Origin of the sequence: Pseudomonas sp. ZY71 (assembly GCF_036542145.1) — a bacterium.
GTDB classification, from domain to species: domain Bacteria; phylum Pseudomonadota; class Gammaproteobacteria; order Pseudomonadales; family Pseudomonadaceae; genus Aquipseudomonas; species Aquipseudomonas koreensis_A.
This window is the reverse complement of the sequence record NZ_CP144274.1, coordinates 2,579,041-2,605,316: the sequence shown is the minus strand read 5'-3', so window position 1 is coordinate 2,605,316 and position 26,276 is coordinate 2,579,041. Positions and strand designations below refer to the sequence as shown.

Genomic DNA, 26,276 nt, shown 5'->3' with positions numbered 1-26,276 from the left:
AAGGCCTACAGGGGATCGCCACTGCTTCACTATTTTTTGTTCCAGCAGTTCCCCTTTGCGTTGTTCGTTCGGTTAACCCCCAGAAGCACTTCAACTACCGATCGATTCGATGCAAAGGGATCTCCATGTCGCACGTCCGTTTCGCCCTGTGCCCGCTGGCACTGGCCTTGCTGAGCATTTCTGCCAACGCCGCTGAAAAAACCGACCAGACCTTGCAACTGGGCGCCACCAACATTTCCGCCCAAGGCCTCGGCGCCACTACCGAAGACACCCGCTCCTACACCACCGGCGCGATGTCCTCGGCTACCGGCCTGCCACTTTCGATCCGCGAAACCCCGCAATCGGTGACGGTCATCACTCGCCAGCAAATGGACGATCGCGGCGTACAAAGTGTCGGTGATGCGCTGCGCAATACCCCCGGCATTTCCATGCAGAAGTACGACAGCGACCGCACCGAATTTTCCGCGCGCGGTCTGGCGATCACCAACTTCCAGTACGACGGCGTCAACATTCCATACGACGGCGTGTACGGCGAGAACCCGAACAACGGCGACGACGCCGCCAGCATCGACCGCATTGAAATTATCAAAGGCGCGACTGGCCTGATGACCGGCTCCGGCGACCCGTCGGCCACGGTCAACCTGATCCGCAAGAAGCCGACCAAAGAGTTCAAAGCTTCGATCAGCGGCACCGTTGGTTCGTGGGATGCCTACCGCACCGTCGGTGATATTTCCGGTTCGCTGACCGAATCGGGCAACGTGCGCGGACGTTTCGTCGGTGCCTATTCCGATCAGAATTCCTATCTGGATCACTACAGCCAGCGCAAAGACCTGTTCTACGGCATCCTCGAAGCCGACCTGAGCGACGACACCCTGCTGACCTTCGGCGTCGACAAATCCAGTACAACGCCACGCGGCTCTTCGTGGACCGGCAACCCGGTGTATTTCGCCGATGGCGGGCGCACTGATTTCGGCCGTCACTTCAACTCCGCCGCGGACTGGAGCCGCCGCGATTTCGACAACATCACCTACTTCGCCTCCTTGGAACAGGCGTTGGCCAATGACTGGAAATTCAAGGTCAGCCTCGACCAGAAAACCACCGATCACGACACCCGCCTCGCTTCGGCCAGCGGTGGCAATCCGAACCGCGCCAGCGGCGAAGGCATGTTCATGTACTGGGGACGCTGGGAAGGTCACCGCGTGCAGAACACCGCTGACGTCAACGTCTCAGGCCCTTTCACCCTCGGTGGTCGCGAGCATGAACTGATCGCTGGGGTCATGACCTCGCACTCGCGACAGACTGGCGCGACCTACGACAGCAGTGCGTTTTCCGAAGTGCCGGGGAGCATCTACGACTGGGACGGCAATCTGCCGAAACAGGATTTCCCGAAGAACGGCAAGTACGAGCGCACCCAGAGCCAGAACGGCATTTACCTGGCCACGCGCCTGCGCCCGACCGACGATCTCTCGGTGATTCTCGGCAGCCGCTTGAGCACCTTCAAATACAGCGAAGACTACCGCTACAACCCCGGCGCCGGCCTCGACGACACCCGCACCAGTTACAAGGAACACGGTGTTGTTACGCCGTACGCCGGGGTGATTTATGACCTCGACGACACCTACTCGCTGTATGCCAGTTACACCAGTATTTATCAGCCGCAGACCTACAAGGACGCCAACGGCTCAACGCTTGCGCCGGTCGAGGGCGACAGCTATGAAACCGGTTTGAAAGCGGCGTATTTCGACGGTCGCCTCAATGCTAGCCTGGCGTTTTTCCGCATCGAGCAGGACGGCGTTGCCGAGTCGATCGGTACCAACGCGGTGACCAACGAAGGCATCTACAAAGCCATCGACGGCGCCACCACCAAAGGCGTGGAACTGGAACTGGCCGGCGAACTGGCCGAAGGCTGGAACGTCTCCGCCGGTTACACCTACGCGCGCACCCGTGATGCCGATGAGCAGCGCATGTTCGGTTATCCGTTGTCGACCACCAAACCCGAGCACACGGTGCGTACCTTCACCACCTACCGTTTGCCCGGCGTGCTCGACAAGGTCACTGTCGGTGGCGGCGTGAGCTGGCAGAGCGCGTTCTACGGAAAGATCTACAGCGCCCCGGCCGGCGACTACACGCGGATCAAACAGGGCGGCTACACCCTCGTCGACCTGATGAGCCGCTATCAGTACAACGAACACCTGAGCTTCACGGTCAACGCCAACAACGTGTTCGACAAGCGCTACCTGACGGGTCTGGGCAACTTCGACACTACGTTCTACGGAGAGCCGCGCAATTTGATGCTGACGACCAAGTGGGATTTTTGATTCTGGGCTGAAATAGCGGCGCCATGGATGGCCCTATCGCGAGCAGGCTCACTCCTACAGGGGGGTCTGCGTCGCCTACAAATTTTGAGCAAGACACAAGATCCTGTAGGAGTGAGCCTGCTCGCGATAGCGGTGGGTCAGCCGCAAAAATGCTGATTGGACTGACCCCTTCGCGAGCAGGCTCGCTCCCACATTGGATTTGTGAACGCCGCAGATCACTGTGGGAGCGAGCCTGCTCGCGAAGAGGCCGGCACAGATCACAGCATTAATCCAGATGCGCCCAGGTCATCCGGAACGACGCCCCACCCCAAGCCGAATCCCCCACCTCAACCTGCCCGCCATGGGACTGTGAGACCCGGCGCACCAACGCCAGCCCCAAACCAAACCCACCCGTACGCCGATCCCGACTGGCATCCAGCCGCGAAAACGGCTCGAAGATCTTCTCCCGCCCGTGCACCGGCACGCCCGGCCCATCGTCGTTGACCCGCACTTCGTAATAATCACCCGTGCGCACCAGCGTCACTTCAACCCGCTGCTCGGCGTAGCGAATCGCGTTGCGCAGCAGATTGATCACCGCTCGCGCCATGAATCGCGGCTCGATACGCACGGTGTCGAGCCGGCAATCACCGATCAGCAGCTGCACCCCCGCCGCTTCGGCTTCTAGCGCGACGCTGCCGACCACACTGTCGAGCCAATTGGCAGCCTGAATGTTTTCGCGTTTGATCACCGTTGCACCGCGCTCGAGGCTGGCGTAGGTCAACAGTTCCGAGACCATTTCCTCGAGCTCACCGAGGTCGGCGTACATATCGGCAATCAGCTCACGGTTCTGACTGGCATCCGGTTGCTGCTTGAGCTGGTCGAGTTCAAACGACAGCCGCGCAATCGGCGTGCGCAGTTCGTGGGAGACGGCATTGGTCAGTTCCCGCTGATTGGCGATCAGGCCTTCGATGCGCGCCGCCATCAGGTTGAAGTGCTCGGCCAGATCGCGGATGTTCGAGCGCTTCGACAATTGGATGCGCACCGACAGATCGTTATCGCCGAAACGCTCTGCAGCGAGGCGCAGTTTCTCCAGATCACGCCAGTGCGGACGCACCCAGAAAAACAGGACGATGCCGATCATCACGGCAATCATCAGGTAGGCGCCGGCGATGTAGAACGGCATCAGACTCGGCTCGGCCGGCAAGCGGATGCTGAGTAATTGCGGGCCATCGTCAATCGCGGAAATGTACTGGGTGTATTTATCACGGATCACCAGCAGCCCTTTGGCCAGCTCGGCTTTTTCCGTTTCGCTCAGTGCCAGTTCAGAGGCGTCGACCAGCGTCAGTCCCAAGCCGTAATGCGGGCGAATCGTTTCCAGCTGCTTTTCCCGGGCCGCGCCGTCGAGATCCCGCAATTGCTGACCCAACGTCCAGGCCTGTCCGCGCACGGCCTCACGGTTGTAGTCCTGCATCTGGTAATCGAGCAAGGCATCGAAGGTACGCTCGACCGTCTGCAAGGCCAGCACCAGCCCCATCGTCATGACCAGAAACAGCCCGAGAAATAACCGCAGCATCTACAGCTCCCACGCGAACGGATTGAACAGATAACCCTTGCCCCACACGGTCTTGATACAGATAGGCTCGCGGGGATTGTCTTTGAGTTTGTTGCGCAATTTGCTGATGTACACGTCGACGCTGCGGTTGAGGCCGTCGAAGGCGATCCCGCGCATGCGATTGAGGATGTCGTCACGCGACAGGACCTTGCCGGCGGCGCTGGCCAGCAACCACAGCAGTTCGAATTCCATGGTGGTCATTTCAATGACCTCGCCCGCCAGCCGCACTTCCCGACAACTGCGGTCAACGCTCAACTGGCCGAACTCGAGAAAACTGACCACATTGCTGTCCGGCACCTGGCGCCGTTGCAGCGCTCGCAACCGGGCCAGCAACACCGGCGGCTTGATCGGTTTGATCACGTAGTCATCGGCGCCGGATTCCAGACCAAGAATGTGGTCGAGATCGTCTTCCTTGGCGGTCAGAATCACGATCGGCGTGTCCGACACGCTGCGAATCTCGCGGCATACGTGCAAACCACTCTGCCCCGGCAGCATCAGGTCGAGCACCACGACTTTCGGCTTGAATTCGAGAAAGGCCGCCACGGCCAGGTCGCCGCGCAGCACGGTGCGCACCTCATAGCCGTGTTGTTCGAGAAAGTGCGCGATCAACGCCGCCAGACGCTCATCGTCTTCCACCAACAGGACTTTGCCAAAACCCAGGTTATCCATAACGACCGTCTGCCACCCATGTGTGAAGTGGTCGGCATTATGGCGGCAATCGCGCTGAAGGCGTTTGCTTCAGACAGCAAAAACCGGCCGCTGGGGCCGGTTTTCGGTGATGTTTCATACTCTTAAGAGTTTTTAACATTCACCCGATGATCGCCATACGTGCAGGAGCTGCCGCAGGCTGCGATCTTTTGATCTGGCTGTTAAAAAACAACATCAAAAGATCGCAGCCTGCGGCAGCTCCTACAGATACGTCAGATGGCAGGCACACCGCTGTGGAAGCGGAACTCTTCGTCCGGCGACTCGATCAGTTCCTGCTCGGCGGCGCGGACCTTGTCGATGACCTGAGCAATATCTTTCGCATCACCGTACTGATAGGCCAGCTTCAGATAACCCTGAAAATGCCGCGCCTCGCTTTTCAGCAAGCCAAAGTAGAACTTGCCGAGTTCTTCGTCCAGGTGCGGCACCAGCGCTTCGAACCGCTCGCAACTGCGCGCTTCGATAAACGCGCCGACCACCAGCGTATCGACCAGTTTCACCGGCTCGTGGCTGCGCACAACCTTGCGCAAGCCCGAGGCGTAACGACCGGCGTGGAGCTGGCGCAGTTCGATCTTGCGCCGCTTCATGATGCGCATGACCTGCTCGTGGTGCACCAGTTCTTCCCGGGCCAGACGCGACATCATGTTGATCAGGTCGACGTGGGAATGGTACTTGGCAATCAGGCTCAGGGCGGTGCTGGCGGCCTTGAACTCGCAGTTCTTGTGGTCGATCAGCAAGGTTTCCTGATCGGCCAGTGCGGCCTGAACCCAGGCGTCGGGGGTGCGGCAGCCAAGGAATTCGTGGATTTCGGGAAGGATCATGGGGCTCACGGTAAAAGGTGTTCGAGCGAAGGGCGCCGATTATACCGGCCTGTCCGCAGACCACCAGCGGCTGGCGTTGATATGCATCAAGTCGCGCACGATCGAGCAGCAACTATAGTTGTGCAACGCCGTGCCTTTTCTTTGCTGGAGACTCCGCTCATGCAAGCCATTCGCAGCATTCTGGTGGTCATCGAACCCGAACATTCGGAAAGCCTGGCGCTCAAGCGCGCCAAGCTGATCGCGGGCGTGACCCAGGCCCATCTGCACCTGCTGGTGTGCGACAAGAAACACGATCATGCCGGCATGCTTGGCGTACTCAAGGCTGCGCTGGTGGCCGATGGCTACAGCGTGACCACCGAGCAGGCGTGGAACGAGAGCCTGCATGAAACCATCATCGATGTGCAGCAGGCCGAGGGCTGCGGGCTGGTGATCAAACAGCACTTCCTGGACAGTTCACTGAAAAAAGCCCTGCTGACCCCGGCCGACTGGAAACTGTTGCGCCACTGCCCTACCCCGGTGCTGCTGGTGAAAACCGCCGGTTCCTGGAAGGACAAGGTGATTCTGGCAGCCGTGGACGTAGGCAATGCCGATGGCGAACATCGGCATTTGCACACGACGATCATTGATCATGGCTACGACATTGCCAGTCTGGCCAAAGCGCATCTGCATGTGATCGCCGCACATCCATCGCCGATGCTGTCAGCAGCGGACCCGACGCTGCAACTGAGTGAAACCATCGCGGCGCGTTATCGCGAGCAATGTCGGGCGTTTCAGGCCGAATTCGATGTCGATGATGAACATCTGCACATCGAGGAAGGCCCGGCGGATGTGTTGATTCCGTTTATGGCGCACAAGCTGCAGGCGGCAGTGACCGTGATTGGCACGGTGGCGCGTACCGGGTTGTCAGGGGCGTTGATCGGGAATACGGCGGAAGTGATTCTGGATGCGCTGGAAAGCGATGTGCTGGTGCTCAAGCCGCAGGAGGTTGAGGATCATCTGGTGGAGTTGGCGGTGAAGCATTAAGAATTGCGGTGCCTGAACCGGCCCCTTCGCGAGCAGGCTCGCTCCCACAGGGGTACGCATTCCAAATGTAGGAGTGAGCCTGCTCGCGATGGCGGTGTATCGGCCGAAGACTATGTTGAATGTACCGGCCTCATCGCGAGCAGGCTCACTCCTACAGGGGTACGCATTTCAAGTGTGGGAGCGAGCCTGCTCGCGAAGCTTCTAGGCGCCGAAGGCGTCCTTCAGAAAGCCCGGGGCGATGTAGCGCTGATAGTGCGCTTCCGACAGCAGGAAGAATTCCCGATCAATGGCATCGCGCAGTTCCGGCAGGTTCCAGTCACGAAACTCCGGCAGCAACACCATTCCGTACGCCTCCAGATTAATGATCACCCGCGCACCGCGAGCAATCAGCTGATACGCCCAGCAATATTCCGACTGATGCGGTACGAAGCGGATCTTGCGCTGTTCCAGTTGCTCGCGCAGGCGCGCCGAATCGAAAATCTCGACCTTGCCCGCCATCACTTGTGACAGCAATTGCTCCAGACGCAGCCACACCGCGCGCTTTTCCTCCTCGTTGTATCCATTCCAATGGATCACTTCGTGGTGGAAACGCTTGCAGCCACGGCACACCAGATCACCGTAAACAGTGGAGCAGAGGCCGACGCAAGGGGTCTTGATGGTCTGATTGGGCATAAGATAGGCAAAACACTGAAACGCGGAACAGGTCGGCATGTTAGCCCTTTGTCGGCCATTGATCACCCCTCAAACATCAGGGTCTCAGCCGTACCGCGCGTTTGACCCGGCCGCGCGCATTGCCACGAAAGTCCAATAGAGCGCGACTTACCTTTAAATTTTTTTTGCCGTAGAATCAGCCAGCCTTTTAAGGCGCCAATGTCCGTTAGAAGCTGTTTTCAAAGCGTCACGAGCACAGTCGTTCCTTCAGAGCGGTGTTGGCGAGGGATTTTTCCAGCGGGGAAAAATCCAGCGCCAACCCTCATCAGCTCCCCGTTCTGCAGGCGTAAAACTTTGAAAGCAGCTTCTGTAAGGAATTGCCGGTAATTCTGGCCGAACGACCCACAACGTCGTGAGGAGCATGAGTACGGCAATTTCGGGATGAGCGTCCCGGACACCCATTTGGGACCACTGATGAGGGTAATAACTGTGCTTGAAGCCTACCGCAAACATATCGAAGAGCGTGCAGCCCTGGGTATCGTTCCCCAGCCGCTTAACGCCGAACAAACAGCAGGCCTGGTCGAGCTGCTGAAAAACCCTCCGGCTGGCGAAGAAGAATTTCTCGTTGACCTGATCACCAATCGCATTCCACCAGGCGTGGACGAAGCGGCTTATGTCAAAGCCGGCTTCCTGTCTGCACTGGCCAAGGGCGAAGTTTCCTCCCCTCTGCTGGACAAAAAGCGCGCTGTAGAACTGCTCGGCACCATGCAGGGCGGCTACAACATCGTCACTCTGGTTGACCTGCTGGACGACGCCGAGCTGGCGCCAGTCGCTGCCGCGCAACTCAAGCACACCCTGCTGATGTTCGATGCGTTCCACGACGTCGCGGAGAAAGCCAAGAACGGCAACGTTCACGCTAAAGCCGTGCTGCAATCCTGGGCTGACGGCGAGTGGTTCAAAAACCGCCCAACGCTGGAAGACAAGATCAGCCTGCGCGTTTTCAAAGTCACCGGCGAAACCAACACCGACGACCTGTCCCCTGCTCCAGATGCCTGGTCGCGTCCAGACATCCCGCTGCACGCCCTGGCCATGCTGAAAATGGCCCGTGACGGCATCGTTCCTGATCAGCAGGGCGCCATCGGCCCGATGAAGCAGATCGAAGAAATGCGCGGTCAAGGCTTCCCGATCGCCTACGTCGGTGACGTGGTCGGTACCGGTTCGTCGCGTAAATCGGCGACCAACTCGGTGCTGTGGTTCTTCGGCGACGACGTTCCTTACGTGCCGAACAAGCGCGCTGGCGGTTTCTGCTTCGGCAGCAAAATCGCTCCAATCTTCTACAACACCATGGAAGATGCCGGCGCACTGCCAATCGAGTTCGACGTTTCCAACATGCACATGGGCGACGTGATCGACCTGTACCCGCATGCTGGCAAAGTCTGCAAACACGGCACCGACGAAGTCCTGACCACCTTCGAAATGAAGACTCCGGTGCTGTTGGACGAAGTTCGCGCTGGCGGCCGTATCCCGCTGATCATCGGCCGCGGCCTGACCGAGAAGGCTCGCGCCGAACTGGGTCTGCCAGCGTTCGACCTGTTCAAGAAGCCTGATGCACCGATCGAAAGTACCAAGGGTTACACCCTGGCGCAGAAAATGGTCGGCAAGGCTTGCGGTCTGGCAGAAGGCAAAGGCATCCGCCCTGGCACCTACTGCGAACCGAAGATGACCACCGTAGGTTCTCAGGACACCACCGGTCCAATGACCCGTGACGAACTGAAAGACCTGGCGTGCCTGGGCTTCTCCGCTGATCTGGTAATGCAGTCGTTCTGCCACACCGCGGCGTATCCAAAGCCGATCGACGTGACTACCCACCACACCCTGCCTGACTTCATCATGACCCGCGGCGGCGTTTCCTTGCGTCCGGGCGACGGCATCATCCACTCGTGGCTGAACCGCATGCTGCTGCCAGACACCGTCGGTACCGGTGGTGACTCGCACACCCGTTTCCCGATGGGCATCTCGTTCCCGGCCGGTTCCGGTCTGGTTGCGTTTGCTGCGGCCACCGGCGTTATGCCGCTGGACATGCCGGAATCGATCCTGGTGCGCTTCAAAGGCAAAATGAAACCTGGCATCACCCTGCGTGACCTGGTTCATGCGATTCCTTACTTCGCCATCCAGAACGGTCTGCTGACCGTTGAGAAGAAAGGCAAGAAAAACGCTTTCTCCGGCCGCATCCTGGAAATCGAAGGTCTGGAAGGTCTGACCCTGGAGCAGGCGTTCGAACTGTCCGACGCCTCGGCCGAACGTTCGGCTGCCGGTTGCACCATCAAGCTGTCGAAAGAGTCGATCACCGAGTACCTGAACTCCAACATCACCCTGCTGCGCTGGATGATCGGCGAAGGCTACGGCGATGCGCGTACCCTGGAACGACGTGCTCAAGCGATGGAAGCCTGGGTGGCCAACCCGGAACTGATGGAAGCCGATGCCGACGCCGAATACGCCGAAGTCATCGAAATCGATCTGGCCGACATCAGCGAGCCGGTACTGTGCGCGCCGAACGATCCGGACGATGCCCGTCTGCTGTCCAGCGTTGCTGGCGAGAAGATCGACGAAGTGTTCATCGGTTCGTGCATGACCAACATCGGTCACTTCCGCGCTGCCGGTAAACTGCTGGATCAGGTCAAGGGTCAGCTGCCAACCCGTCTGTGGCTGTCGCCGCCGACCAAGATGGACGCTCACCAACTGACCGAAGAAGGCTACTACGGCATCTACGGCAAGGCTGGTGCACGCATGGAAATGCCGGGCTGCTCGCTGTGCATGGGTAACCAGGCACGTGTAGAGCCGAACAGCACCGTGGTGTCGACGTCGACCCGTAACTTCCCGAACCGTCTGGGCGACGGCGCGAACGTCTACCTGGCTTCGGCTGAGCTGGCGTCCGTGGCTTCGATCCTGGGTCGCCTGCCGACCGTCGAGGAGTACATGGAATACGCTGGCAAGATCGACAGCATGGCGGCCGATATCTACCGCTACCTGTCCTTCGACCAGATCGCCGAGTTCCGTGAAGCTGCTGCGAACGCCAACATCCCGGTCGTTCAAGCCTAACGTTACAACGCAATGAAAAACGCCGCCCATCGTGAGATGAGCGGCGTTTTTTTATGCTTCACATATAGACCCTGTGTGCGAGCCTGCTCGCGAAAGCGATTCATCATCCAATAGTTACATCGACTGACACACCGCTTTCGCGAGCAGGCTCGCTCCCACATTTGATTCTTGCCAGACAGGAGAACTGCATTTCCCCCCATAGGGTTATGGGTTGAGCTTGAGGGCTTTCTGCACGGCGCCATCGACGCTCAAACCGCTGAGGATCACACCGTTGGCCAGTACTTCTGGCAGAACGTCCAACACCGTCAGCGCCTCATGCTTGAGCCGCGCCAGAATCAATCGCTTGCCTTCCTGATGCACCCGCAAGAAAAACTCCTGCATCGCCTCAATGCTGGTGCCATCCAGGTCCGGCGTCTCTTCAAGACTCAGAATCACCGTGTGCACTGGCACCTCTGCATGGCGGATCAGCCGTAGTGCCGCCCCCAGAATTCGTTCAACGTTGGCAAAAAACAACGCCTCACTGGGCCGAATGATCAATACGCCGGGCTCCGCTTGCGCAATGGGATGACGCTGCACATCGACAAAATCGTGCCCACCATCAATCCGCCCGAGCACCTGAATGTCCGCCGCCGACATCTGCTTGAGCATCAGCAACACACTGATCGCCACCGAGACCAGCAAGCCGTCCAGCACGCCCAATAGCAGCACGGCAGAGACTGCGCAGATCACCAGCAAACGATCCCGGCGCCAGATGAAATACCGGCCCAGCGGCTGCAAACTCAAGCCGCGACCCAACGCATGCATGACAATCGCGGCGAGGATCGGCTCCGGCGTCAGGGCAATCCATGGCAACACCGTCAGCACGATGATCAACACCACCAGTGCTGCCACCGCGCCGGCCCAGCGTGACGTCGCACCCGCTGCTTCATTCGCCGAAGTCGCCGAATACCCGGCGCCTGCCGGCATGCCATGAAACAACCCGGAAAGCAGGTTCGACGCGCCCAGCGCCAGCAGATCGCGGTTTGAAGTGACGCGGTCGCCATGCTTGAGCGCATACGCACTGATCGAGCCATACGACTCCGCATACAGAATCATCACCAGCGCAAACCCTACCTCGCCCAAACGCAGCCAGTCGGCGAACGGCAGCACTGGCAAATTGGGCACTTCGAGGCTGAGGTCGATCATGCCGATCATCTTCACGCCATATGCCGGCAGGTTCAGCCATTGCCCGGCGACGATGCCGATCACCACCACCAGCAAGCCACCGGGTAACCGAGGGAATCGTGAAAACAACCCTAGCAACACCAGCGCAACGGCAGCGACAGCGGCGGCTGGCCAGTTCCATTGCGGCAGTTGTTCAAGCAATTGCGGGGCGAATCGCACCAGATTGGCGTCAGTCAGATGCACGCCGACCACGCTGGCGACCTGTTTGAGAATGATCGTCAGCGCCAGGCCGAAGGCAAATCCGCGTAAAACCGGTTTGGCGATGAAGGCGGTGACACTGCCCAGACGAAAGAGCCCGGCCAATAGAAACAAGCCGCCCGTGACCAACACCAGGCCGACTGCCAGGGTCGAGCGCAATTGCGTGTCACCATTGGCCAGCGTCGCCGTCGCGGCCGCCAGCACTGCGGCCGACGAGGACGTCGCCGACACAATCGCAAAACGACTGGTGCCGAACACCCCATAACACAGCAACCCGGCAAACAGAGCGATCACCCCTGCCTGAGGCGCCAGCGCGGCGATGGTCGAATACGCCACCGCTTCGGGCAGCAAGAGGCCTGCGATGGACAGGCCGGCGAGCACGTCCTGCCAGCGATTGATGGGTGCAACAGGTGGCGCGAGGCTCGACAATCCACTGTCTCCAGACGAAAAAAAACCGCTGCGCATCGGTGATGCGCAGCGGCGTACTGTAGCTCAAAAACAAAAGATCGCAGCCTTGTGCAGCGTCTGCTCAGGGATTCAGGCAGTGGCTGCCGCAGGCTGCGAACTTTTACATCGTCAGCTTGTAAACCAGTGCCGAAATCGCTACCAGACCTACCGCCGTTACAAACACGTTAGAGGCCTGACCACGATAGCGCGCCATCGCCGGAATCTTGCGAATCGCATACATCGGCATCAGGAACAGAATCGCCGCGATTACCGGGCCGCCGACGGTTTCGATCATGCCCAGAATGCTCGGATTCAGGGTCGCGATGATCCAGCAGATCACCAGCATGAACGCCGCCACGATGCGATCCAGTGCCTTGGCGCTCGGACGCTTGCCGCTCTTCACGATCAAGCCTTTCAGGCCCTCACTGGCGCCGATGTAGTGACCGAGGAACGACTTGGAGATCGCCACAAACGCGATCAACGGCGCGGCGAACTCAATGGTCGGATTGTTGAAGTGGTTGGCCAGGTACGACAGGATCGACAGATTCTGCTCTTTGGCTTCCGCCAATTGCTCCGGCGACAACGTCAGCACGCAACTGAAGACGAAGAACAGCACCATCAGCACCATCAATGCATGGGCGCGGAACAGGATCTGCGAGCTGCGCTCATCGGCATGCACGCCGTACTGACGCTTCTGATCCACTGCAAACGCCGAAATGATCGGCGAATGGTTGAACGAGAACACCATCACCGGAATCGCCAGCCACAGCGTGTGCAGCAGCGCCGACGGCGGCGGCACCTGCGAAACGGTGGTCAGGATGCCGCCGTTCCAGTGCGGAATCAGATATACCGCCAGAAACAGCAGCGCGACGATGAACGGGTACACCATTAGGCTCATCGCCTTGACGATCGCCTCCTGGCCGCAACGCACCACAGCCAGCAAACCAAGAATCAGCACGAACGACAGCAGCGCACGTGGCGGCGGTGTGATGTGCAATTGATGCTCAAGGAAACTGGCGACCGTGTTGGTCAAGCCGACGCTGTAGATCAGCAGGATCGGGAAGATCGCAAAGAAATAAAGCAGCGTGATCAACGCACCAGCCTTGATGCCAAAATGCTGTTCGACCACTTCAGTGATGTCGGCGCCTTCGCGACCGGAAAGCACAAAACGGGTCAGACCGCGGTGAGCGTAGAACGTCATCGGGAACGCCAACAGCGCAAGGACCACCAGCGGCCAGAAGCCACCCAAGCCTGCGTTGATCGGCAAATACAGGGTACCGGCGCCAATGGCCGTTCCAAACAACCCCAACATCCAGGTGGTGTCCTGGCGATTCCAGCTCGAAAGTTCAGCGGGTGCTGCTGCATCAAAGCGCTCTTCGACGCTATTGGCCTGATCATTCATCCGGTCGGATCTCCGCATTCCGGTCACTTGCCACTCGGTCAGGACGCGTCGGAAAAAACCGACAGACATGCTCCGGCCGAAACAGGGGCGCGATTCTCCGCGATAAATGAGCAGAAGCAAAGACTTAGCTGAGGAATGGTTGTGCGGAGCAGATCAGTGGGATGTCGTTTTCTGGAAAATTGCTGTCGCCCACAACTACGTCGAATGTCGTTTTTGGCCCGCATCAGCGACAAGCGCGCCCGTCAGGAAAACATTTCAGATCACACGAAGAATCATCGTCCCGATTGTGATGACGACCAGCGCAAACACTGCCCCCATACCGAACCTGAATAATTCTGAGCGAATCTCCGCTGGGGACAGACCTTTGGCCTCTTCAGCAAACTCGGCGTCCTCTCGTCGAAGTCGTTCAACTCTGGCTTCAGGGTCTTCTCTGTACATATTTAACGTCCTTTGCTAGGTCGCGAGACCAATCTGTTATGTAAAACGTTATTGAGCAGCCGGTACGCCTGATCGCAAACCATGATGGGTGAAGCGCTTCATTTAAAACCTGGTCAATATTCCGAATACAGCAGTAATCGCAGTTAGCAGCCCCGTGCCTACTGCTACCGGGTACCAGAATCTCTCTCGCTTTAGTTTGTTTTCCTCAGCCATAAGCTTGCGTCTCTCGACAATGAGCTTGCGTGATTCGTTTTGTAGCCTTTCGAGTTCCAGATTTTCCCGATCATTCTGAAGCATTTGCCTTCCTTGGCTGTTGGCAGTGACTGAACAGGCTGCTTTGGATCCTGATGATTTCGCATTCATCACTTGCCAGGTAGCAGACGAGTCTGGCGGATTCGTAGGTAAATTCCTCAAATCAGGTAGGTCGCCTCAAATAGAGACTTTTAGGTAATGCGCAGAGATCAAGCGCCCTATTCTTTCAATTTGGCCCACTTGATCTAGCGTGAGATGAATCCCCTGCCCTGCGGAGCCTTCCCATGCCACTGGTTCGCGTCGATATCCAGCAAAACCCCGACCCCACTTTCGCCAAACGCATCGGCGAGCACATCTACGCTGCCCTGCGCAGTTGTATCGATGTGCCCGAGCACGACAACTTCCAGATCCTCACCGAGCACGACAGTCAGCACCTCGTTTACGACCCGCAGTATCTGGGGATCCAGCGCAGTGATGGCGTGGTGTTCATTCAGATCACCATCAGCGAAGGGCGCTCGATAGAGAAGAAACAGTTGCTGTTCAAAACCATCGCCGAAAGCCTGCACACCCAACTGGCGGTGCGCCTGGAAGACGTCTTCATCAATCTGGTGGAGGTGAAAAAAGAGAACTGGTCATTCGGTAACGGCATTGCGCAATACGTCACTTGAGCGGGTGATTGACAGCCCGGCATCGGTGCCAGCATGATCGGCCCCATGAACATTCGCGCGCTGCAACTCACCCGTACCACCACGACCGCCACCGGCGGGTCGTGGTGTTTCTGCCTGAGGTAAACCCAGCGCAGCAAACCCAAGGCCCCGCCAGCAATGGACGGGGCCTTGTTGTTTCTCCCGTCCGTGCGGCATCTGCAGCCCCAAGGAGAAACACCATGCCCGCAGCACTGTTGATCATCGATATGCAGGTTGGTCTGTTCCACGGACCGGAAAAGCCCTACCAGGGCGAACGGGTTCTGGCCAACATCCAGCGCCTGGTCGCTCAGGCCCGCGCGAATCAAGTGCCGATCTTTGCCGTGCGCCACACCGGCCCGGACGGCTCACCGATTGCCGCTGGCAGTCCTTTCTGGCAATTACTGCCAGCGCTTGAGCTGGACGCAGACATCGACACCCTCTTCGACAAATCCCGTCCCGATGCTTTCCATGGCACTGACCTGCGCAGCAACTCAAAGCCGCACAGGTAGAAGAGCTCTATGTGGTCGGCATGAAAAGCCAGTTTTGCATCGACAGCACCTGTCGCAGCGCTGCCGATCTGGGCTTCAGACCACTGCTGGTCACCGACGCCCACACCTGCATGGACACAACCGAGCTATCGGCCGAAGCAATCATCAAACATCACAACGCGACGCTCGGTGCCGCCTTTGCACGATTGATCGACAGCGCTGAAGTGACGTTCTAAGGAAATCCACTCTGAAGTTGACGCAACTTGACTTGCTGCGGTTGCGTCAACCAGACATTTGTTACGGCATCCTCTGTCCTACAGCATCGTGTAATTAATTAAGGGTGCCAGCGACTTCAACTACAGACAACACCAACAAACAAGCAAATCGAACACCAACTTTTCAGAATATTCCTACAGCCTAAACAGCCAAAAAAACCAACAACAAAATATTACTTAAAGCCGAATGCCAGCCATTTGTTACAAACAACTACCCAGCCATTGAACAATATTCCGCGGCAGGTCTATATTTTTATCGCCCTGAAGTTGAACGACCAACAATTAAAGTGTGATCAAGAGGACACAGCATGCAGAAGAACATGATGACCGGCCTGTTGTTGGCCGCACTGCTTGCCCCGCTCGCCAGCGCCAACGCCGACGTCCGCGAGCTGGCTTCTTCGCCCCGATGGCTGACCACCAAGGTCTACCTCGACGGCGCCCCTGAAACCGACGTCAAAGCGAAGTACCCCGGCGTCGTTGGCATATCGACCTGGGATCCCGAGCGTAATCGATACGAGTTCTTTTACACCGATACCGGCGAATCAAAGTACAACAACGGCGGCGGCGGTTATTTCTTTGTCACCGGCGATCAGCAACAGCACATTCTTGTGCCGGATATCGGCCCGACCAGAACATGGGTCAGACGTCTGGAAACATTGAACAACCGCGAATTCACTTACTCTCGGGAAGTACCCCGCGACATGGTCGACAATAACCCTCTCGTTCGCATTCATGTCGTTCACGAGCCCTATACCGGAACGATAGAAACCAGGTCCGTCATCAAATAATAAAACCAGGAGTTCAATATGCAAAAATCACTTAAAAACCTGCTGATGTCGGCGTTACTGATTTCTTCCGTCTATTGCGCCGGGGTCAGCGCACAAACCGCTACCCAACCCGCAAAAAATGCCGTCGCCACTGCCGACAACGCGATGATGCTGACTGTGTTTCTGAAGCATGATCAAACCCGACCATTAAGTGAACTCAAGGCCCAGCTCGCGCAACAGGGTTTCCATAAAACCTTTCCCCCGGCCGGAGTCGAGGTGGTGAGCTGGAACATCATGATGGGTATCGGCCAGGTCGTGACCGTGCGCTTTCCTGTCTCGCGTCTGGCGGAAGTGAATCTTGCACTGGAAAACACTGCTTGGGGCAGCTACCGCACCGAGTTCTATCCGACCTACGATTTCAAGCCGATCGCGATGGCTGAGCAAGCCAAAGCCCAAGCGGCTCAATGATGTCGGCAGCACACCGGATCACCGGTGTGCTGCCAGCCTTGCTTCTTGTCCGAAGCCGTCCAGAATCAACGCACCACTGCGCGAATGACAACGATTGCCAAGTCGCTGCGGATTCAGCACTCTGAAACGACTTTCGCGACCAACCCGCCGACGTTCACAGGAGCCGCGCAATGCCCGCAACCGTTCTGGTACTGGTTGAAACCATCAATGACTATTTGCCGATCCTCGAACATCAGGGCTTCCACCTGATTCTCGCCCCCACGCCCGCCGAACGTGCGCACGCCATTGCCTCCCAAGGCAGCCGCATCGATGCGGTGCTGACCCGCGGTCCGCTGGGCCTCACGGCGGAAGAGATCGCCGCCCTGCCCGCGTTGAAGATCATTACCGTCATCGGCGCCGGCTACGAACAGGTCGACCTGCAAGCCGCCAGCAACCGTGGCATTACCGTCACCAACGGCGCCGGGGTCAACGCCTCGTCGGTGGCTGACCATGCGATGGCGATGTTGTTGGCACTGGTCCGGGATATCCCGCGGTGTGATGCCGCAGTACGCCGGGGTGAATGGCCGAAGATCATGCGCCCGTCGCTGGCCGGCAAACGCCTGGGGATTCTCGGGCTGGGCGCCGTCGGGCTGGCGATCGCCAAACGTGCGAGCCTCGGCTTCGACATGGAAATCAGCTACCACAGCCGCCAGGTGCGTAGCGATGTGCCTTATGCGTTCTGCTCGACGCCGACCGAACTGGCCCGGGCTTCGGACTTTCTGATTGTCGCCACGCCCGGTGGCATTGGCACCCAACATCTGGTCACCCGCGCGGTGCTCGATGCGCTCGGGCCGAAAGGCTTCATCGTCAACATTGCCCGCGCCAGCGTCATCGCTACGGCGGATCTGATCACTGCGCTTGAACAACGCAGAATCGCCGGCGCCGCACTCGATGTGTTCGACCACGAGCCACAAGTGCCGGATGCACTGAAAACCCTGAGTAACGTGCTGCTGACGCCACACGTCGCCGGCCTGTCACCGGAAGCGACGCAAGGCACGGTCGAACTGGTAGGCAAAAACCTCGTGGCGTTCTTCTCAGGCGAGCCCGTGCTGACGCCCATCGCGCTGCCACCGAAACTCAACAACCAGCGTGTGCACTAAAGCACGCCGAGCAACGTCCATAAACGCCGCGATTCGGCGTCGGCACTGATCAGCTCACCGAGTAACTCGCTCAGCGGTTTGTTGCCCCACTCGACTCCCCGGCGGATCAGATACGGCACCGGGCTATGGGGTTCGGTGCGGGCCAGGTATTCGGCGATCAGCAGCAATTGTCGATAGGCCTCCTCACGATTGGCCGGCTCGCGAAACACCTGAGCAACCGGCGCAGGCTCTTCAGGCTGCGTCATGATTGCAGTGGCTTCGACCACGGGCACGGGCGGCGCCGGTTGTTGTGGGTGCATGGCGATAAACTCCTGAACCAGCTTCAGCAACGCTTGAGTGATGTCCTGCAAGGGGCGTAATCCCGGGCCTTGCTCACCCAGATAAGCATTGCTCCAGCTGTCGAGCCGTTGCAGGTGTTGCAGGCTCAACAGCAGATTGCCCTGGGTGCGCAGCCAGAATGCCAGCGGTGTGGCACGGATCTGGTCGCTGAGTTTTTTCTGTTCATTGCGTGCAGTTTCTGCCGAGTTTTTGGCATTCTTGCTGTCGTTGACCTGCACCTGTTGAATCTGCAAACGCCGCCAGACTTCCAGGGTATAAGCTTCGAAATCGCTGTTGCGAGTGCCGAACAGCGGCACGCGAGTGAGCAACACTTCACTGTAGCGACGCACCAGCCATTCCAGCGGAATCACGCGCCACGACTGATCGCCCTCCTCGGCCTGCGGGTGCAAGTGTTCAGGGAAGCGCTCACACAAACCGGCAATCAGCGCGAGGCTGCCGGGCAAACCGTCCAGTGCGTGCAGGTGCAGCCACGCTTCGCCGAGCCAGGCGCTGAGCATCAAGTCCTTGCTGCGTTCGAGCAATAAAGCAGTGGTGAGTTTCTCGACCTCCGGCCAGTTCGCCCGCTTCAGTGTCGACTGCCAGACCCCGGTCGGCAGGCTTGCATCATCCTCGCGGCGCAAGTCGCGCAACTGATCGAACTCACGCTCATAGCGCAAATCGACACCGCACGGCGCATCCGCGCTGATCGGCGCGAGCAGTTGATCAATCAGGTCTGGCACAGCGGTCGATGGCAGGCTCACAAGCCCTCCTTCTGCGATTCAAGGGCGACAGTGCTGCCGGTCACCTGAAACGGTGAGCGCGGCGCACGGGTGGGCAACGGGGCAATCGACAGCGGCAATTTCGAACCCTGGCTCATCAATGACAGGCGCACGAACATCCGCGTGAATTCGCTGGTGACGCTGTTGGCCGACGCGGTCACGGGCAGGCGCAGGGTCAGCGGGAAATCGGTGTAATCCATGCTCGGCTGACGCTGCACCGAGAAGTGCGCACGCATCATCCGCAGCAACGACCATGGCCCGCCGTATTCCCAACCGGCCTCCAGATCACGCACCACCAGATTCGGTTGCAGCGGATCATTGACCGGACGTTCCTTGCCGTTGCGCGCCCAGCGCAGGGTCAGGCGAATCGGCTGGCCGAGCATCCAGCGCAGACTCGGCTGCTCGGCCGCGACCGGGTAGTTGATCTGCTGATTGCCGGCGAGCAAACCCCAGGCAATCACTTGATCGGCACCCTGTTCATTATCGCGATCGGTGCGCCAGCGCACGTCGAGCTCGACGCCGAGGATGCCGCTCTTGTCGCGCACGAACAGCGGCGTCAGCCAGGTGCTGGCCTGCTTCAAACGATTGAGAAAGTCTTCAGCGGCGACGCGTTCCGGCGTCTGATTCGTGGCCAGTCCGGCCTGGGCGACCGGCAGGCGTTTATCGATCAACTCCAGCAAATACTGAACCCGCGCCGGTTCGGCATCCGGCATCTGCACGCCGTTGGCGAATGGAAACCGGTCAGCGAGGTACTGATTGAAGTAGTTGGCCAGCTCATTCCACGCGGCCGCCGCCTGTTGCACTTGCAACTGCTGACAACGCTGCATGGCTTCCTGTTGCAGCTCGACCGCGCGCATCGCCAGGGTGCCGCGCCCACCGGCAAGGTTGGCGGTCTGCAACATTTGCAGGCAGGAGTTGACGTCCATTTCGATGAAATCGCGGCTGACCAGTTGTTCGATCTGCGCTGGCGAGCTGGCCGGATTGGCTTCCTTGTATTTACGCAGTTCATCGTTCAGCGCGCTGAACTGCGTCACGCGTTCGTAATCCAGCGCCGAGAGATTGGCTTGCTGTGTCATCAACCACTGTAACGAAGACGTGCGCCGCTCAGTGATGCCGAGCATGGTATTGAACTGCTGCTTGAGGCTCAGCTTCAGGTCCTGCACATCACTGGCGCCAAACAATTGCAGGCCGAGGTTTTTCGAACCGTCCCACTGACTGATTTCGGTACGGCCGCCGAACATCGGTTGTGCGGTGATGTCTTCCAGCCCCCCGGTAATCTGCGCCATGGCGCGACGGTTGAGGGCCGCTTGCAGGCGTGTGGAGAGATCCGCGCGGTGCACCTCGACAAATGCCTTCTGCAGGGCCATGGCTTGCTCGGCCTGGACGTTGAACACGGCGTAAGGATGCGCTTGGTCGTTGTGATCCTTGAGGCTTAGCCACATCGCCTGAGCGGCGGCGCGTTCGGCGGTTTTGAGCAGGGCAATCCGATAGTCCGGCGGAATGCGCGGCAGCTCTTCAGCGACGTAGCTGTTGTAGTCGGCGAAATACTTCAGCGACTCATTGAGATCTTCGCCGTCTACGGTCTGGCCTTGCAGGTTGACGTTGTCTTCACTGTCGCGCAGAGCAACCGAAACGAATTCACGCTTGAACAGCGCCTGTATCGCGTTATCCAGCTTGATCACTTGTTCCTGCAAGGCCAATTGCCCGCTGACTTGCTGCACCAGCAGGTTGTCCCGCGAACCGATCTGGGCGATCCATTGATCGCGAAAGCTCTGCTGCAAGCGTGACGCTTGCGTGTCGAGGTCTTGTTGGACTTGCGCGTCCAACAATGTGCTCTTGCCGACCTTGGCGAGGAAGTCACCATAACCCGGCACCAATTCCTGGCCTTTGCCGCGACTCCACGTCGAATTGGTCAGGGCAATCGCCGCTTGCAGATCGTCGACCAGCGCGGTCAGGTCTTCCAGCTCCCGCAGGCTGTTGCCACTGCCGGCTTGCAGTTGATCCAGATGCAATTTGAGGTAGCCAGCCTTGCTGACAAAGTTGTCGGCGAGGAAATACTGATCCAGCCAGCGCTGCATCAACCCGGAAAAGTTGCTGACGATCTGCGGCCGGTCGACGCTCAGATCCAGTGCCTTCAAGCTGCCGTCTTCCCCGGCCACGAGCAGCCGATTGTAGAACGCCGCATACGGCAAGGTGCCCGTGTTGAGGTTCAGTGACAGCGCGTTGTTGCTCAATTGCACCAGGTCGTCCAGGGGCGCGCGCGGGTTGTTCTGCACTTGATTGAACAACTGGTTCTGCTGCTCCAGACGCAAGGCCCGATCCACCAGATCGTTCGCCTTCAGATAGTTCTGCCACTGCGCCGGGTCGTCGCTTTCGACACTGCTGCGCCGGTCGGTGCTGCGGATTGCCTTGATCTGTGCCAGTTGCGCGCTCAACAGGTCATGCAGCGGCACCATGATGTGGCGCTGGGTGGACTGCAAGACTTGCTGCTCAAGCTGATTGTCCAGCGAGGAAAACCACGACGTCGGAAACACCAGAGAAACATAGTTCCAGTGCGGCGCACGCTCGAGCACGCGCCAGAAGGTCTGCACGTTGCGTCGGGTCGAGTCGACCCGCTGCGCCTCGTCGCTGATCGCCACGTAGCCCTTTTGCGCGCCTTGCATCTGCCGCGCCAGTTCGTGGGCATCCTTGACCGACACCTGCCAGACCCAAAGCATCGCCACCGCCCAGATCACCCCGACCACCAGCGCCACGCCGGCCGTCAGCCGCTGCCAACGCTGACGCAAGCGCAACAGACGCGGCACGCCTTGCGCCAGCCCGCGCTCGCCGACCAGACGCTGGCGCCACAACTGGCGCACAAAGACGCTTTGCTGCAAGCCCCTGTCATCAGCGGAAAATCCATCCTTGGCATCCTCCGAGGCCTGACTGGCGCTGAAATAGACACCGCGAAAACACGGTGCTTCACCCTGGGCGTTACCTTGAAACACCGGCTCCAGAACACTCTGCAAACCACGCCGCAAGGTTTCCAGACGCTCCGGCAAGGCGTACAGATCGGCGCTCAACTGGCCGGACAAGGTGCCGATTTCGATGATCGCTTCCGCCACAGCGCGATGGATGCGATCGAGCGCCTGATCGCTCCATTGCCCTTGCCAAACCGCATCACGTGAATAAGGCGACGACCAGCCAAGGGTACGTTCGCGGGCCTCGTCGGGCAGCGCGCTGATCAGTTCCTGGAAGCCCGGCAACTCTTCAAGCCCGGTGATGATTACGTACACCGGCACACTCAGGCCAAAACGTTGCAGCAGATCGATGAAGCGCCGGCGCGCAGCCAGCCCTAGGCTGGCAGCCTGTTCGAGATTACTCAGGCGACTCACCGGCACCAGCCAGACCACCCCGTCCAGCGGCCGCTTGCTGCGCATCCGCAAGATCAAACCGAGCAACCGCCACCAGCCGCCACGCTGCAAATGCATGCCGTCGTCGGGCAGAAACAACGCCTGCGGCACCACCAGCACGGCGCCTTCCGGGTCCGACCACCAGCGGCCGAACCACGCCGGTTTGTCGGTCGGTTGCAGACGCCATTCACTGACCAGTTGCGTGCCCTGGGTTTCGTCGCCGAGCATCAGCAGCCATGGCATCTGATAGCGATCGTGACTGCCCTGCTCCTGCTCCTGCTCCATTTGTCGCACGGCTGCGTAGAAACTGCGGATAGCGGCGCCGCTCTGAGTGCGCAACCACCACACCGCCAGCGCAATGATCACCACGACCAGCAGCAGTGCGACACCCCACACGACCATCGTCAGGGTACTCATGAGTCTTGCTCCGCTGGCGCCACCGAATCGATGATCTGCAGCACCGGGTCCAGCTCCGAACGAATGTCACGCCAGAGGAACTGGCCAAGCCCGGTCAGCAACAGCACCATCGCCAGAATCCCCAATGCCAGGCGAAAGCCGTCCGGCAGCGCCGTGCGCACCGGCAGTTGCAATGGCGTGGTCAGCGACGGCTGCACCAGGCGCTGACTGACATCGGCGTAACTGGCATCGTCCTGCCAGGCGAAGGTGTACAGCGCCAGCCGCCACTTCTCCAGTTGCGCCTGGCTGTGTTCGCCACGCAGACGCCCGTGGAAGCCGAGGATCAGACACTGCAGATAGACATTGGCCAGATCGCGGGTGGTCGGTTGCTGCTCGTCGAGCAAGGTTTGAATCGCCGCCGGCACTTGTTCGCCGGCCTGACGACTGGAATACAGACGCGACTCCAAGGGTTTGTCCTGCCACGCCGACTGCCCGGGCCATGGTGTGAACAGCAGGGTTTCATCGACCAGCGCGACGAATGCATACACCAGTGCCTTGACCTGCTCGGTCGCCGAATCGCCGACCCGCGCATAAGCGGTGCGCCACAATCGCTGCGAAGCCTGTGTCGAGAGTTCGACAACGGTTTCCACGAGTGCCGTTTCGTCCTCGCTGTCCTTGGGCAATTGCACCCAGTCCTGCTGCCATTGCTGCCACGTCTGGCGGAACGCGCTGCTCAACGGTGCGTCCTGCAACCCAAGGCTTGCGGCACTTCCTTGCGACATACGGCGTTCCTTGTGTGATCAGGCGCTTTCACTGTTCTGGGCGACAAACAGCACCACTTGCCACGGACTGCTGGTCAACTTCGCCGCCGGTGCGGCGATCATCAGCGGCAGTTGCGCGTCGAACCACGCGCCTTCTGCAGTCAGCACAAACAGCCGGGTGTCCTCGCCGACGCTATAGGCCACCTGTTCGCTGCGGCTCATGGCCTGATGGGACAAACCGCTCATGCGCTGACGACTGAGCAGCGCGATGTGCGGCGCCGAAGCGATGATCGCGCCGCGCAACCAGTCGATCGCGGCTTGTTCGCTGGCACCGTTGGGCATGCGCAGACCGATGACCAGGCGCTGACTCGGCTGCTCGTCCGGCAGTTGAATCGAAAAGCTCTGCTCACCGCGTTCGAACGGCAGGCTGCGGTAGCCGGCGCGAATCAGTTCGAGGGTGGTTTCCAGCCATTGCAGCACCGCGTCATAACCGCGCTGCAATTCGACAAAATCCAGCGGGGCAAACGCCGGCACGCCGGCCAGCGGATCCAGCGCTGACCACGCGCCCGCCAGTCCGAGCAGGTGCACATACAGCGTTTGCGGATGGGCGATGCGGCTGTTCAGCGCGCCTTCGACTTCCGGCAGGCGAACCCACAGCGCGGTCAACTGCCGACGGATTTCCAGCGCGTCGTCCTGATTGCCGGCCTGCTGCGCCTGTCGCAAACGGCCGCCGAGAAACAGGCACTTTTCCCGTGCCCGCGCACAGAGGCCGGCGAGGCGTCGACCGAGCGCCGATTCAGGCAACAGAGTCGGCGTCGGTGGGGTATAAGACAGCGGCAGGAAACCACCGCCCTCCTTGCGGATTTTCAGCAGCGGCAGACAGATCGAATCGGCCTTGTTCTGTTGCGTGCACAGGCGTGGATTGGGGCGCCACACGGTGATCGACTCAGGAAATTCACCACTGGTGAGATCCGGCAGTGCGTCACCCACCACCGACTGCAAGCGGCCCTTGAGCGGCAGCAACTGCCCGGCCCGCCACATCGGGCTGATCGCCAGGTACACAGTGACAGTGGCATCGTCGGTGGCATCGATCAGCGCACTCACATCCAGTTCCAGTGCCGGCCCGATCCCGGCCTGCAAATCCACCGGCAAGCCGTCCGGCATCGTCCCTTGCAGCGACAAGACGCGCACCACGCCAGCGCTCAGCGCCGAAGGATCGAACTCCATATGGCTGACACCCCAGAACCACGGATTGCAGGCTTGCGCCAGATGCGCGCCGAGCGCTTCGGCTCGCAGCCCTTGCAACTGAAAATGCTGTGGCAGCAATTGCATGCCTTCGTGCCAGCAAACCGCGTCAGGTAGCAGACTCATACGACTCCCTTCGACAAGGCCGCAATCCGGCGGCAGCGGTGGTGTGTCAGTGTTCGGTGTTGACCAGGCTCATCTCGCGGCTGTCGAATTTCAGCCACGCCTCACTCTGATCGTCGAGGCGCAAGCGGTGTGCTCCGGGTGTGGTATAGCTGGCGAAAACCAAAAGTCCAGCGGCCTTCTTGCCCCCTAACGGGAAGGGTTGACGGTCGATGAATTGCCCCGGCACCAGCTCCAGTCCCCACACGCTCATCAGCTGGCGATAGTCGCGCTGGTACTGCTCGCGTTCGGCGAACCACTGACTGGCACTGATGCCGGACAGTTGCTTGAGCAGATCAGGGTCGACGACCGCAATGAAGTCCACGGCAATCGGCGTGTCGTCGTTGGCTTTCGGAGCGACGTCGAGCGTCAGGCTATCGAGGTCCACCTTCGGCCCGAAGAGCGAGCAACCGGCCAGGGACGCAAACAGCAATGTTAGAAAAAGTCGTCTACGCAAAATGAATTTTCCTTTTCGCGAACCTGTCCAAAAATGTTTTTGCTTGCATTTTTATAGACCTGTTCTAGCGTCTTGGGTAGTTCGGTTCCTACAGCCGAATGAGGAAGGTTTGTCAAAGGAACGACAGGTCATCTGCCTCCCTTTCTAACCTACGGTCCAGCAAGGGAAAGCGATGAACGGGCCACCCCGATGCATTGCGCCCGCTCATCGCATCGGAGTCCGCCGACATGGCAGAAAGTACTCAACACAAGCTCGACCGGGTGCGCCCGCCCCGAGTGCAAATCACCTACGACGTCGAAATCGGCAACGCCATCGAGAAAAAGGAGTTGCCGCTGGTGGTCGGGATTCTCGCCGACCTCTCCGGCAAACCGCTTGAGCCATTGGCAAAACTGACCGAGCGGCGTTTCACCGAAATCGACCGTGACAACTTCAACGAAGTGCTCGCCTCGATCAGCCCGCGCGCCACACTGCAGGTCAATAACACCCTCAGCGGCGACGACAGCAAGCTCAATATCGAACTCAACTTCAAACACATCGACGACTTCGACCCGGTCAAGGTGGTGGAGCAAGTCACGCCGCTGCGGCGCCTGTTCGAGGCCCGCCAGCGCCTGCGCGACCTGCTGACCAAACTCGACGGCAACGATGACCTGGACAAGCTGTTGCGCGATGTCATCGCCAACACCGAAGGCCTGCAGGAAATCAAATCGGCCCGCCCAGACACCGCTACCCCGGCCGCTGACGCCGAGGCACCGGCCGAACCGCAAGCCTGATCGT

19 protein-coding genes and 1 pseudogene are annotated in these 26,276 nt (G+C 59.4%); 9 read left to right on the top strand and 11 right to left on the bottom strand.

Going from position 1 to position 26,276, the window contains the following annotated elements:
- Positions 1–125: 125 nt before the first annotated feature.
- Positions 126–2,318, top strand: coding sequence for a TonB-dependent siderophore receptor (locus VY732_RS11570; protein ID WP_331695448.1), 2,193 nt, complete (start codon positions 126–128; stop codon positions 2,316–2,318).
- 265 nt (positions 2,319–2,583) lie between these two features.
- On the opposite strand, the gene VY732_RS11565 is transcribed toward VY732_RS11570, so the two are convergent.
- The 3 genes from VY732_RS11565 to VY732_RS11555 all read right to left on the bottom strand — a co-directional run bounded on the left by VY732_RS11565 (position 2,584) and on the right by VY732_RS11555 (position 5,435).
- Positions 2,584–3,870 (bottom strand): ATP-binding protein, encoded by a 1,287-nt coding sequence (locus tag VY732_RS11565; protein WP_331695447.1) that lies wholly within the window; start codon positions 3,868–3,870, stop codon positions 2,584–2,586.
- Positions 3,871–4,578, bottom strand: coding sequence for a winged helix-turn-helix domain-containing protein (locus tag VY732_RS11560; RefSeq protein WP_077573396.1), 708 nt, complete (start codon positions 4,576–4,578; stop codon positions 3,871–3,873). It lies immediately after the preceding gene.
- Between the two features lie 251 nt (positions 4,579–4,829).
- On the bottom strand, positions 4,830–5,435 hold the full coding sequence (locus VY732_RS11555; RefSeq protein WP_116031199.1) for a tRNA-(ms[2]io[6]A)-hydroxylase: 606 nt from the start codon (positions 5,433–5,435) through the stop codon (positions 4,830–4,832).
- A gap of 159 nt (positions 5,436–5,594) precedes the next feature.
- Here VY732_RS11555 and VY732_RS11550 point away from each other — a divergent pair, with 159 nt between their 5' ends.
- A complete protein-coding gene (locus tag VY732_RS11550) occupies positions 5,595–6,458 on the top strand; it encodes a universal stress protein (RefSeq protein ID WP_331695446.1) in 864 nt (287 codons plus the stop codon).
- 201 nt (positions 6,459–6,659) lie between these two features.
- Here VY732_RS11550 and VY732_RS11545 read toward each other — a convergent pair whose 3' ends face one another.
- Positions 6,660–7,130 (bottom strand): DUF1289 domain-containing protein, encoded by a 471-nt coding sequence (locus tag VY732_RS11545; protein WP_038366489.1) that lies wholly within the window; start codon positions 7,128–7,130, stop codon positions 6,660–6,662.
- 468 nt (positions 7,131–7,598) lie between these two features.
- Between VY732_RS11545 and acnB the strand changes: the two genes are divergently transcribed.
- Complete coding sequence (acnB, locus tag VY732_RS11540) at positions 7,599–10,208, top strand: bifunctional aconitate hydratase 2/2-methylisocitrate dehydratase (RefSeq protein WP_077573399.1); 2,610 nt, start codon at positions 7,599–7,601, stop codon at positions 10,206–10,208.
- A gap of 204 nt (positions 10,209–10,412) precedes the next feature.
- Here acnB and VY732_RS11535 read toward each other — a convergent pair whose 3' ends face one another.
- A complete protein-coding gene (locus tag VY732_RS11535; RefSeq protein ID WP_137217279.1) occupies positions 10,413–12,059 on the bottom strand; it encodes a SulP family inorganic anion transporter in 1,647 nt (548 codons plus the stop codon).
- A 139-nt stretch (positions 12,060–12,198) separates the two neighbouring features.
- A complete protein-coding gene (locus VY732_RS11530) occupies positions 12,199–13,479 on the bottom strand; it encodes an HAAAP family serine/threonine permease (protein ID WP_064117620.1) in 1,281 nt (426 codons plus the stop codon).
- Positions 13,480–14,453: 974 nt separating this feature from the next.
- Here VY732_RS11530 and VY732_RS11520 point away from each other — a divergent pair.
- The 5 genes and pseudogenes from VY732_RS11520 (at position 14,454) to VY732_RS11500 (ending at position 17,992) form a co-directional block, all read left to right on the top strand.
- Positions 14,454–14,837: a tautomerase family protein gene (locus VY732_RS11520; protein WP_116031208.1), complete on the top strand. Its 384-nt coding sequence runs from the start codon at positions 14,454–14,456 to the stop codon at positions 14,835–14,837.
- A 218-nt stretch (positions 14,838–15,055) separates the two neighbouring features.
- Positions 15,056–15,579, top strand: a pseudogene (locus VY732_RS11515) (cysteine hydrolase family protein).
- A gap of 347 nt (positions 15,580–15,926) precedes the next feature.
- Positions 15,927–16,406 carry a DUF4822 domain-containing protein gene (locus tag VY732_RS11510; protein WP_077573405.1) on the top strand — a complete coding sequence of 160 codons (480 nt, stop codon included), beginning with the start codon at positions 15,927–15,929 and terminating at the stop codon, positions 16,404–16,406.
- A gap of 18 nt (positions 16,407–16,424) precedes the next feature.
- Positions 16,425–16,853 carry a hypothetical protein gene (locus VY732_RS11505; RefSeq protein WP_077573406.1) on the top strand — a complete coding sequence of 143 codons (429 nt, stop codon included), beginning with the start codon at positions 16,425–16,427 and terminating at the stop codon, positions 16,851–16,853.
- Between the two features lie 170 nt (positions 16,854–17,023).
- Entirely contained in the window at positions 17,024–17,992 is a 969-nt protein-coding gene (locus VY732_RS11500) for a 2-hydroxyacid dehydrogenase (protein WP_123593910.1), read from the top strand.
- Here the strand turns inward: VY732_RS11500 and tssA are convergent.
- The 5 genes from tssA to VY732_RS11475 are packed head-to-tail and all read right to left on the bottom strand — an operon-like array spanning position 17,989 to position 25,502.
- Positions 17,989–19,071 carry a type VI secretion system protein TssA gene (tssA, locus tag VY732_RS11495; protein WP_331695445.1) on the bottom strand — a complete coding sequence of 361 codons (1,083 nt, stop codon included), beginning with the start codon at positions 19,069–19,071 and terminating at the stop codon, positions 17,989–17,991. The two genes, VY732_RS11500 and tssA, sit on opposite strands and share 4 nt — an antisense overlap.
- Positions 19,068–22,898 carry a type VI secretion protein IcmF/TssM N-terminal domain-containing protein gene (locus VY732_RS11490; protein ID WP_331695444.1) on the bottom strand — a complete coding sequence of 1,277 codons (3,831 nt, stop codon included), beginning with the start codon at positions 22,896–22,898 and terminating at the stop codon, positions 19,068–19,070. The genes tssA and VY732_RS11490 overlap by 4 nt, the downstream gene beginning before the upstream one ends.
- On the bottom strand, positions 22,895–23,659 hold the full coding sequence (locus VY732_RS11485; protein ID WP_331695443.1) for a DotU/TssL family secretion system protein: 765 nt from the start codon (positions 23,657–23,659) through the stop codon (positions 22,895–22,897). Before VY732_RS11485 ends, VY732_RS11490 begins: the two co-directional genes overlap by 4 nt.
- 18 nt (positions 23,660–23,677) lie before the next feature.
- On the bottom strand, positions 23,678–25,009 hold the full coding sequence (tssK, locus tag VY732_RS11480; protein WP_331695442.1) for a type VI secretion system baseplate subunit TssK: 1,332 nt from the start codon (positions 25,007–25,009) through the stop codon (positions 23,678–23,680).
- A 46-nt stretch (positions 25,010–25,055) separates the two neighbouring features.
- Positions 25,056–25,502 (bottom strand): type VI secretion protein, encoded by a 447-nt coding sequence (locus VY732_RS11475; protein WP_077573412.1) that lies wholly within the window; start codon positions 25,500–25,502, stop codon positions 25,056–25,058.
- 227 nt (positions 25,503–25,729) lie between these two features.
- Between VY732_RS11475 and tssB the strand changes: the two genes are divergently transcribed.
- Positions 25,730–26,272 carry a type VI secretion system contractile sheath small subunit gene (gene tssB, locus VY732_RS11470; RefSeq protein ID WP_064390536.1) on the top strand — a complete coding sequence of 181 codons (543 nt, stop codon included), beginning with the start codon at positions 25,730–25,732 and terminating at the stop codon, positions 26,270–26,272.
- The last annotated feature ends 4 nt before the right edge of the window (positions 26,273–26,276 follow it).

Coding starts and splice junctions, on each gene's coding strand:
- VY732_RS11570 (WP_331695448.1), top strand. CDS start 126: ATGTCGCACGTCCGTTTCGCCCTGTGCCCGCTGGCACTGGCCTTGCTG.
- VY732_RS11565 (WP_331695447.1), bottom strand. CDS start 3,870: ATGCTGCGGTTATTTCTCGGGCTGTTTCTGGTCATGACGATGGGGCTG.
- VY732_RS11560 (WP_077573396.1), bottom strand. CDS start 4,578: ATGGATAACCTGGGTTTTGGCAAAGTCCTGTTGGTGGAAGACGATGAG.
- VY732_RS11555 (WP_116031199.1), bottom strand. CDS start 5,435: ATGATCCTTCCCGAAATCCACGAATTCCTTGGCTGCCGCACCCCCGAC.
- VY732_RS11550 (WP_331695446.1), top strand. CDS start 5,595: ATGCAAGCCATTCGCAGCATTCTGGTGGTCATCGAACCCGAACATTCG.
- VY732_RS11545 (WP_038366489.1), bottom strand. CDS start 7,130: ATGCCCAATCAGACCATCAAGACCCCTTGCGTCGGCCTCTGCTCCACT.
- VY732_RS11530 (WP_064117620.1), bottom strand. CDS start 13,479: ATGAATGATCAGGCCAATAGCGTCGAAGAGCGCTTTGATGCAGCAGCA.
- VY732_RS11520 (WP_116031208.1), top strand. CDS start 14,454: ATGCCACTGGTTCGCGTCGATATCCAGCAAAACCCCGACCCCACTTTC.
- VY732_RS11510 (WP_077573405.1), top strand. CDS start 15,927: ATGCAGAAGAACATGATGACCGGCCTGTTGTTGGCCGCACTGCTTGCC.
- VY732_RS11505 (WP_077573406.1), top strand. CDS start 16,425: ATGCAAAAATCACTTAAAAACCTGCTGATGTCGGCGTTACTGATTTCT.
- VY732_RS11500 (WP_123593910.1), top strand. CDS start 17,024: ATGCCCGCAACCGTTCTGGTACTGGTTGAAACCATCAATGACTATTTG.
- VY732_RS11490 (WP_331695444.1), bottom strand. CDS start 22,898: ATGAGTACCCTGACGATGGTCGTGTGGGGTGTCGCACTGCTGCTGGTC.
- VY732_RS11485 (WP_331695443.1), bottom strand. CDS start 23,659: ATGTCGCAAGGAAGTGCCGCAAGCCTTGGGTTGCAGGACGCACCGTTG.
- tssK (WP_331695442.1), bottom strand. CDS start 25,009: ATGAGTCTGCTACCTGACGCGGTTTGCTGGCACGAAGGCATGCAATTG.
- tssB (WP_064390536.1), top strand. CDS start 25,730: ATGGCAGAAAGTACTCAACACAAGCTCGACCGGGTGCGCCCGCCCCGA.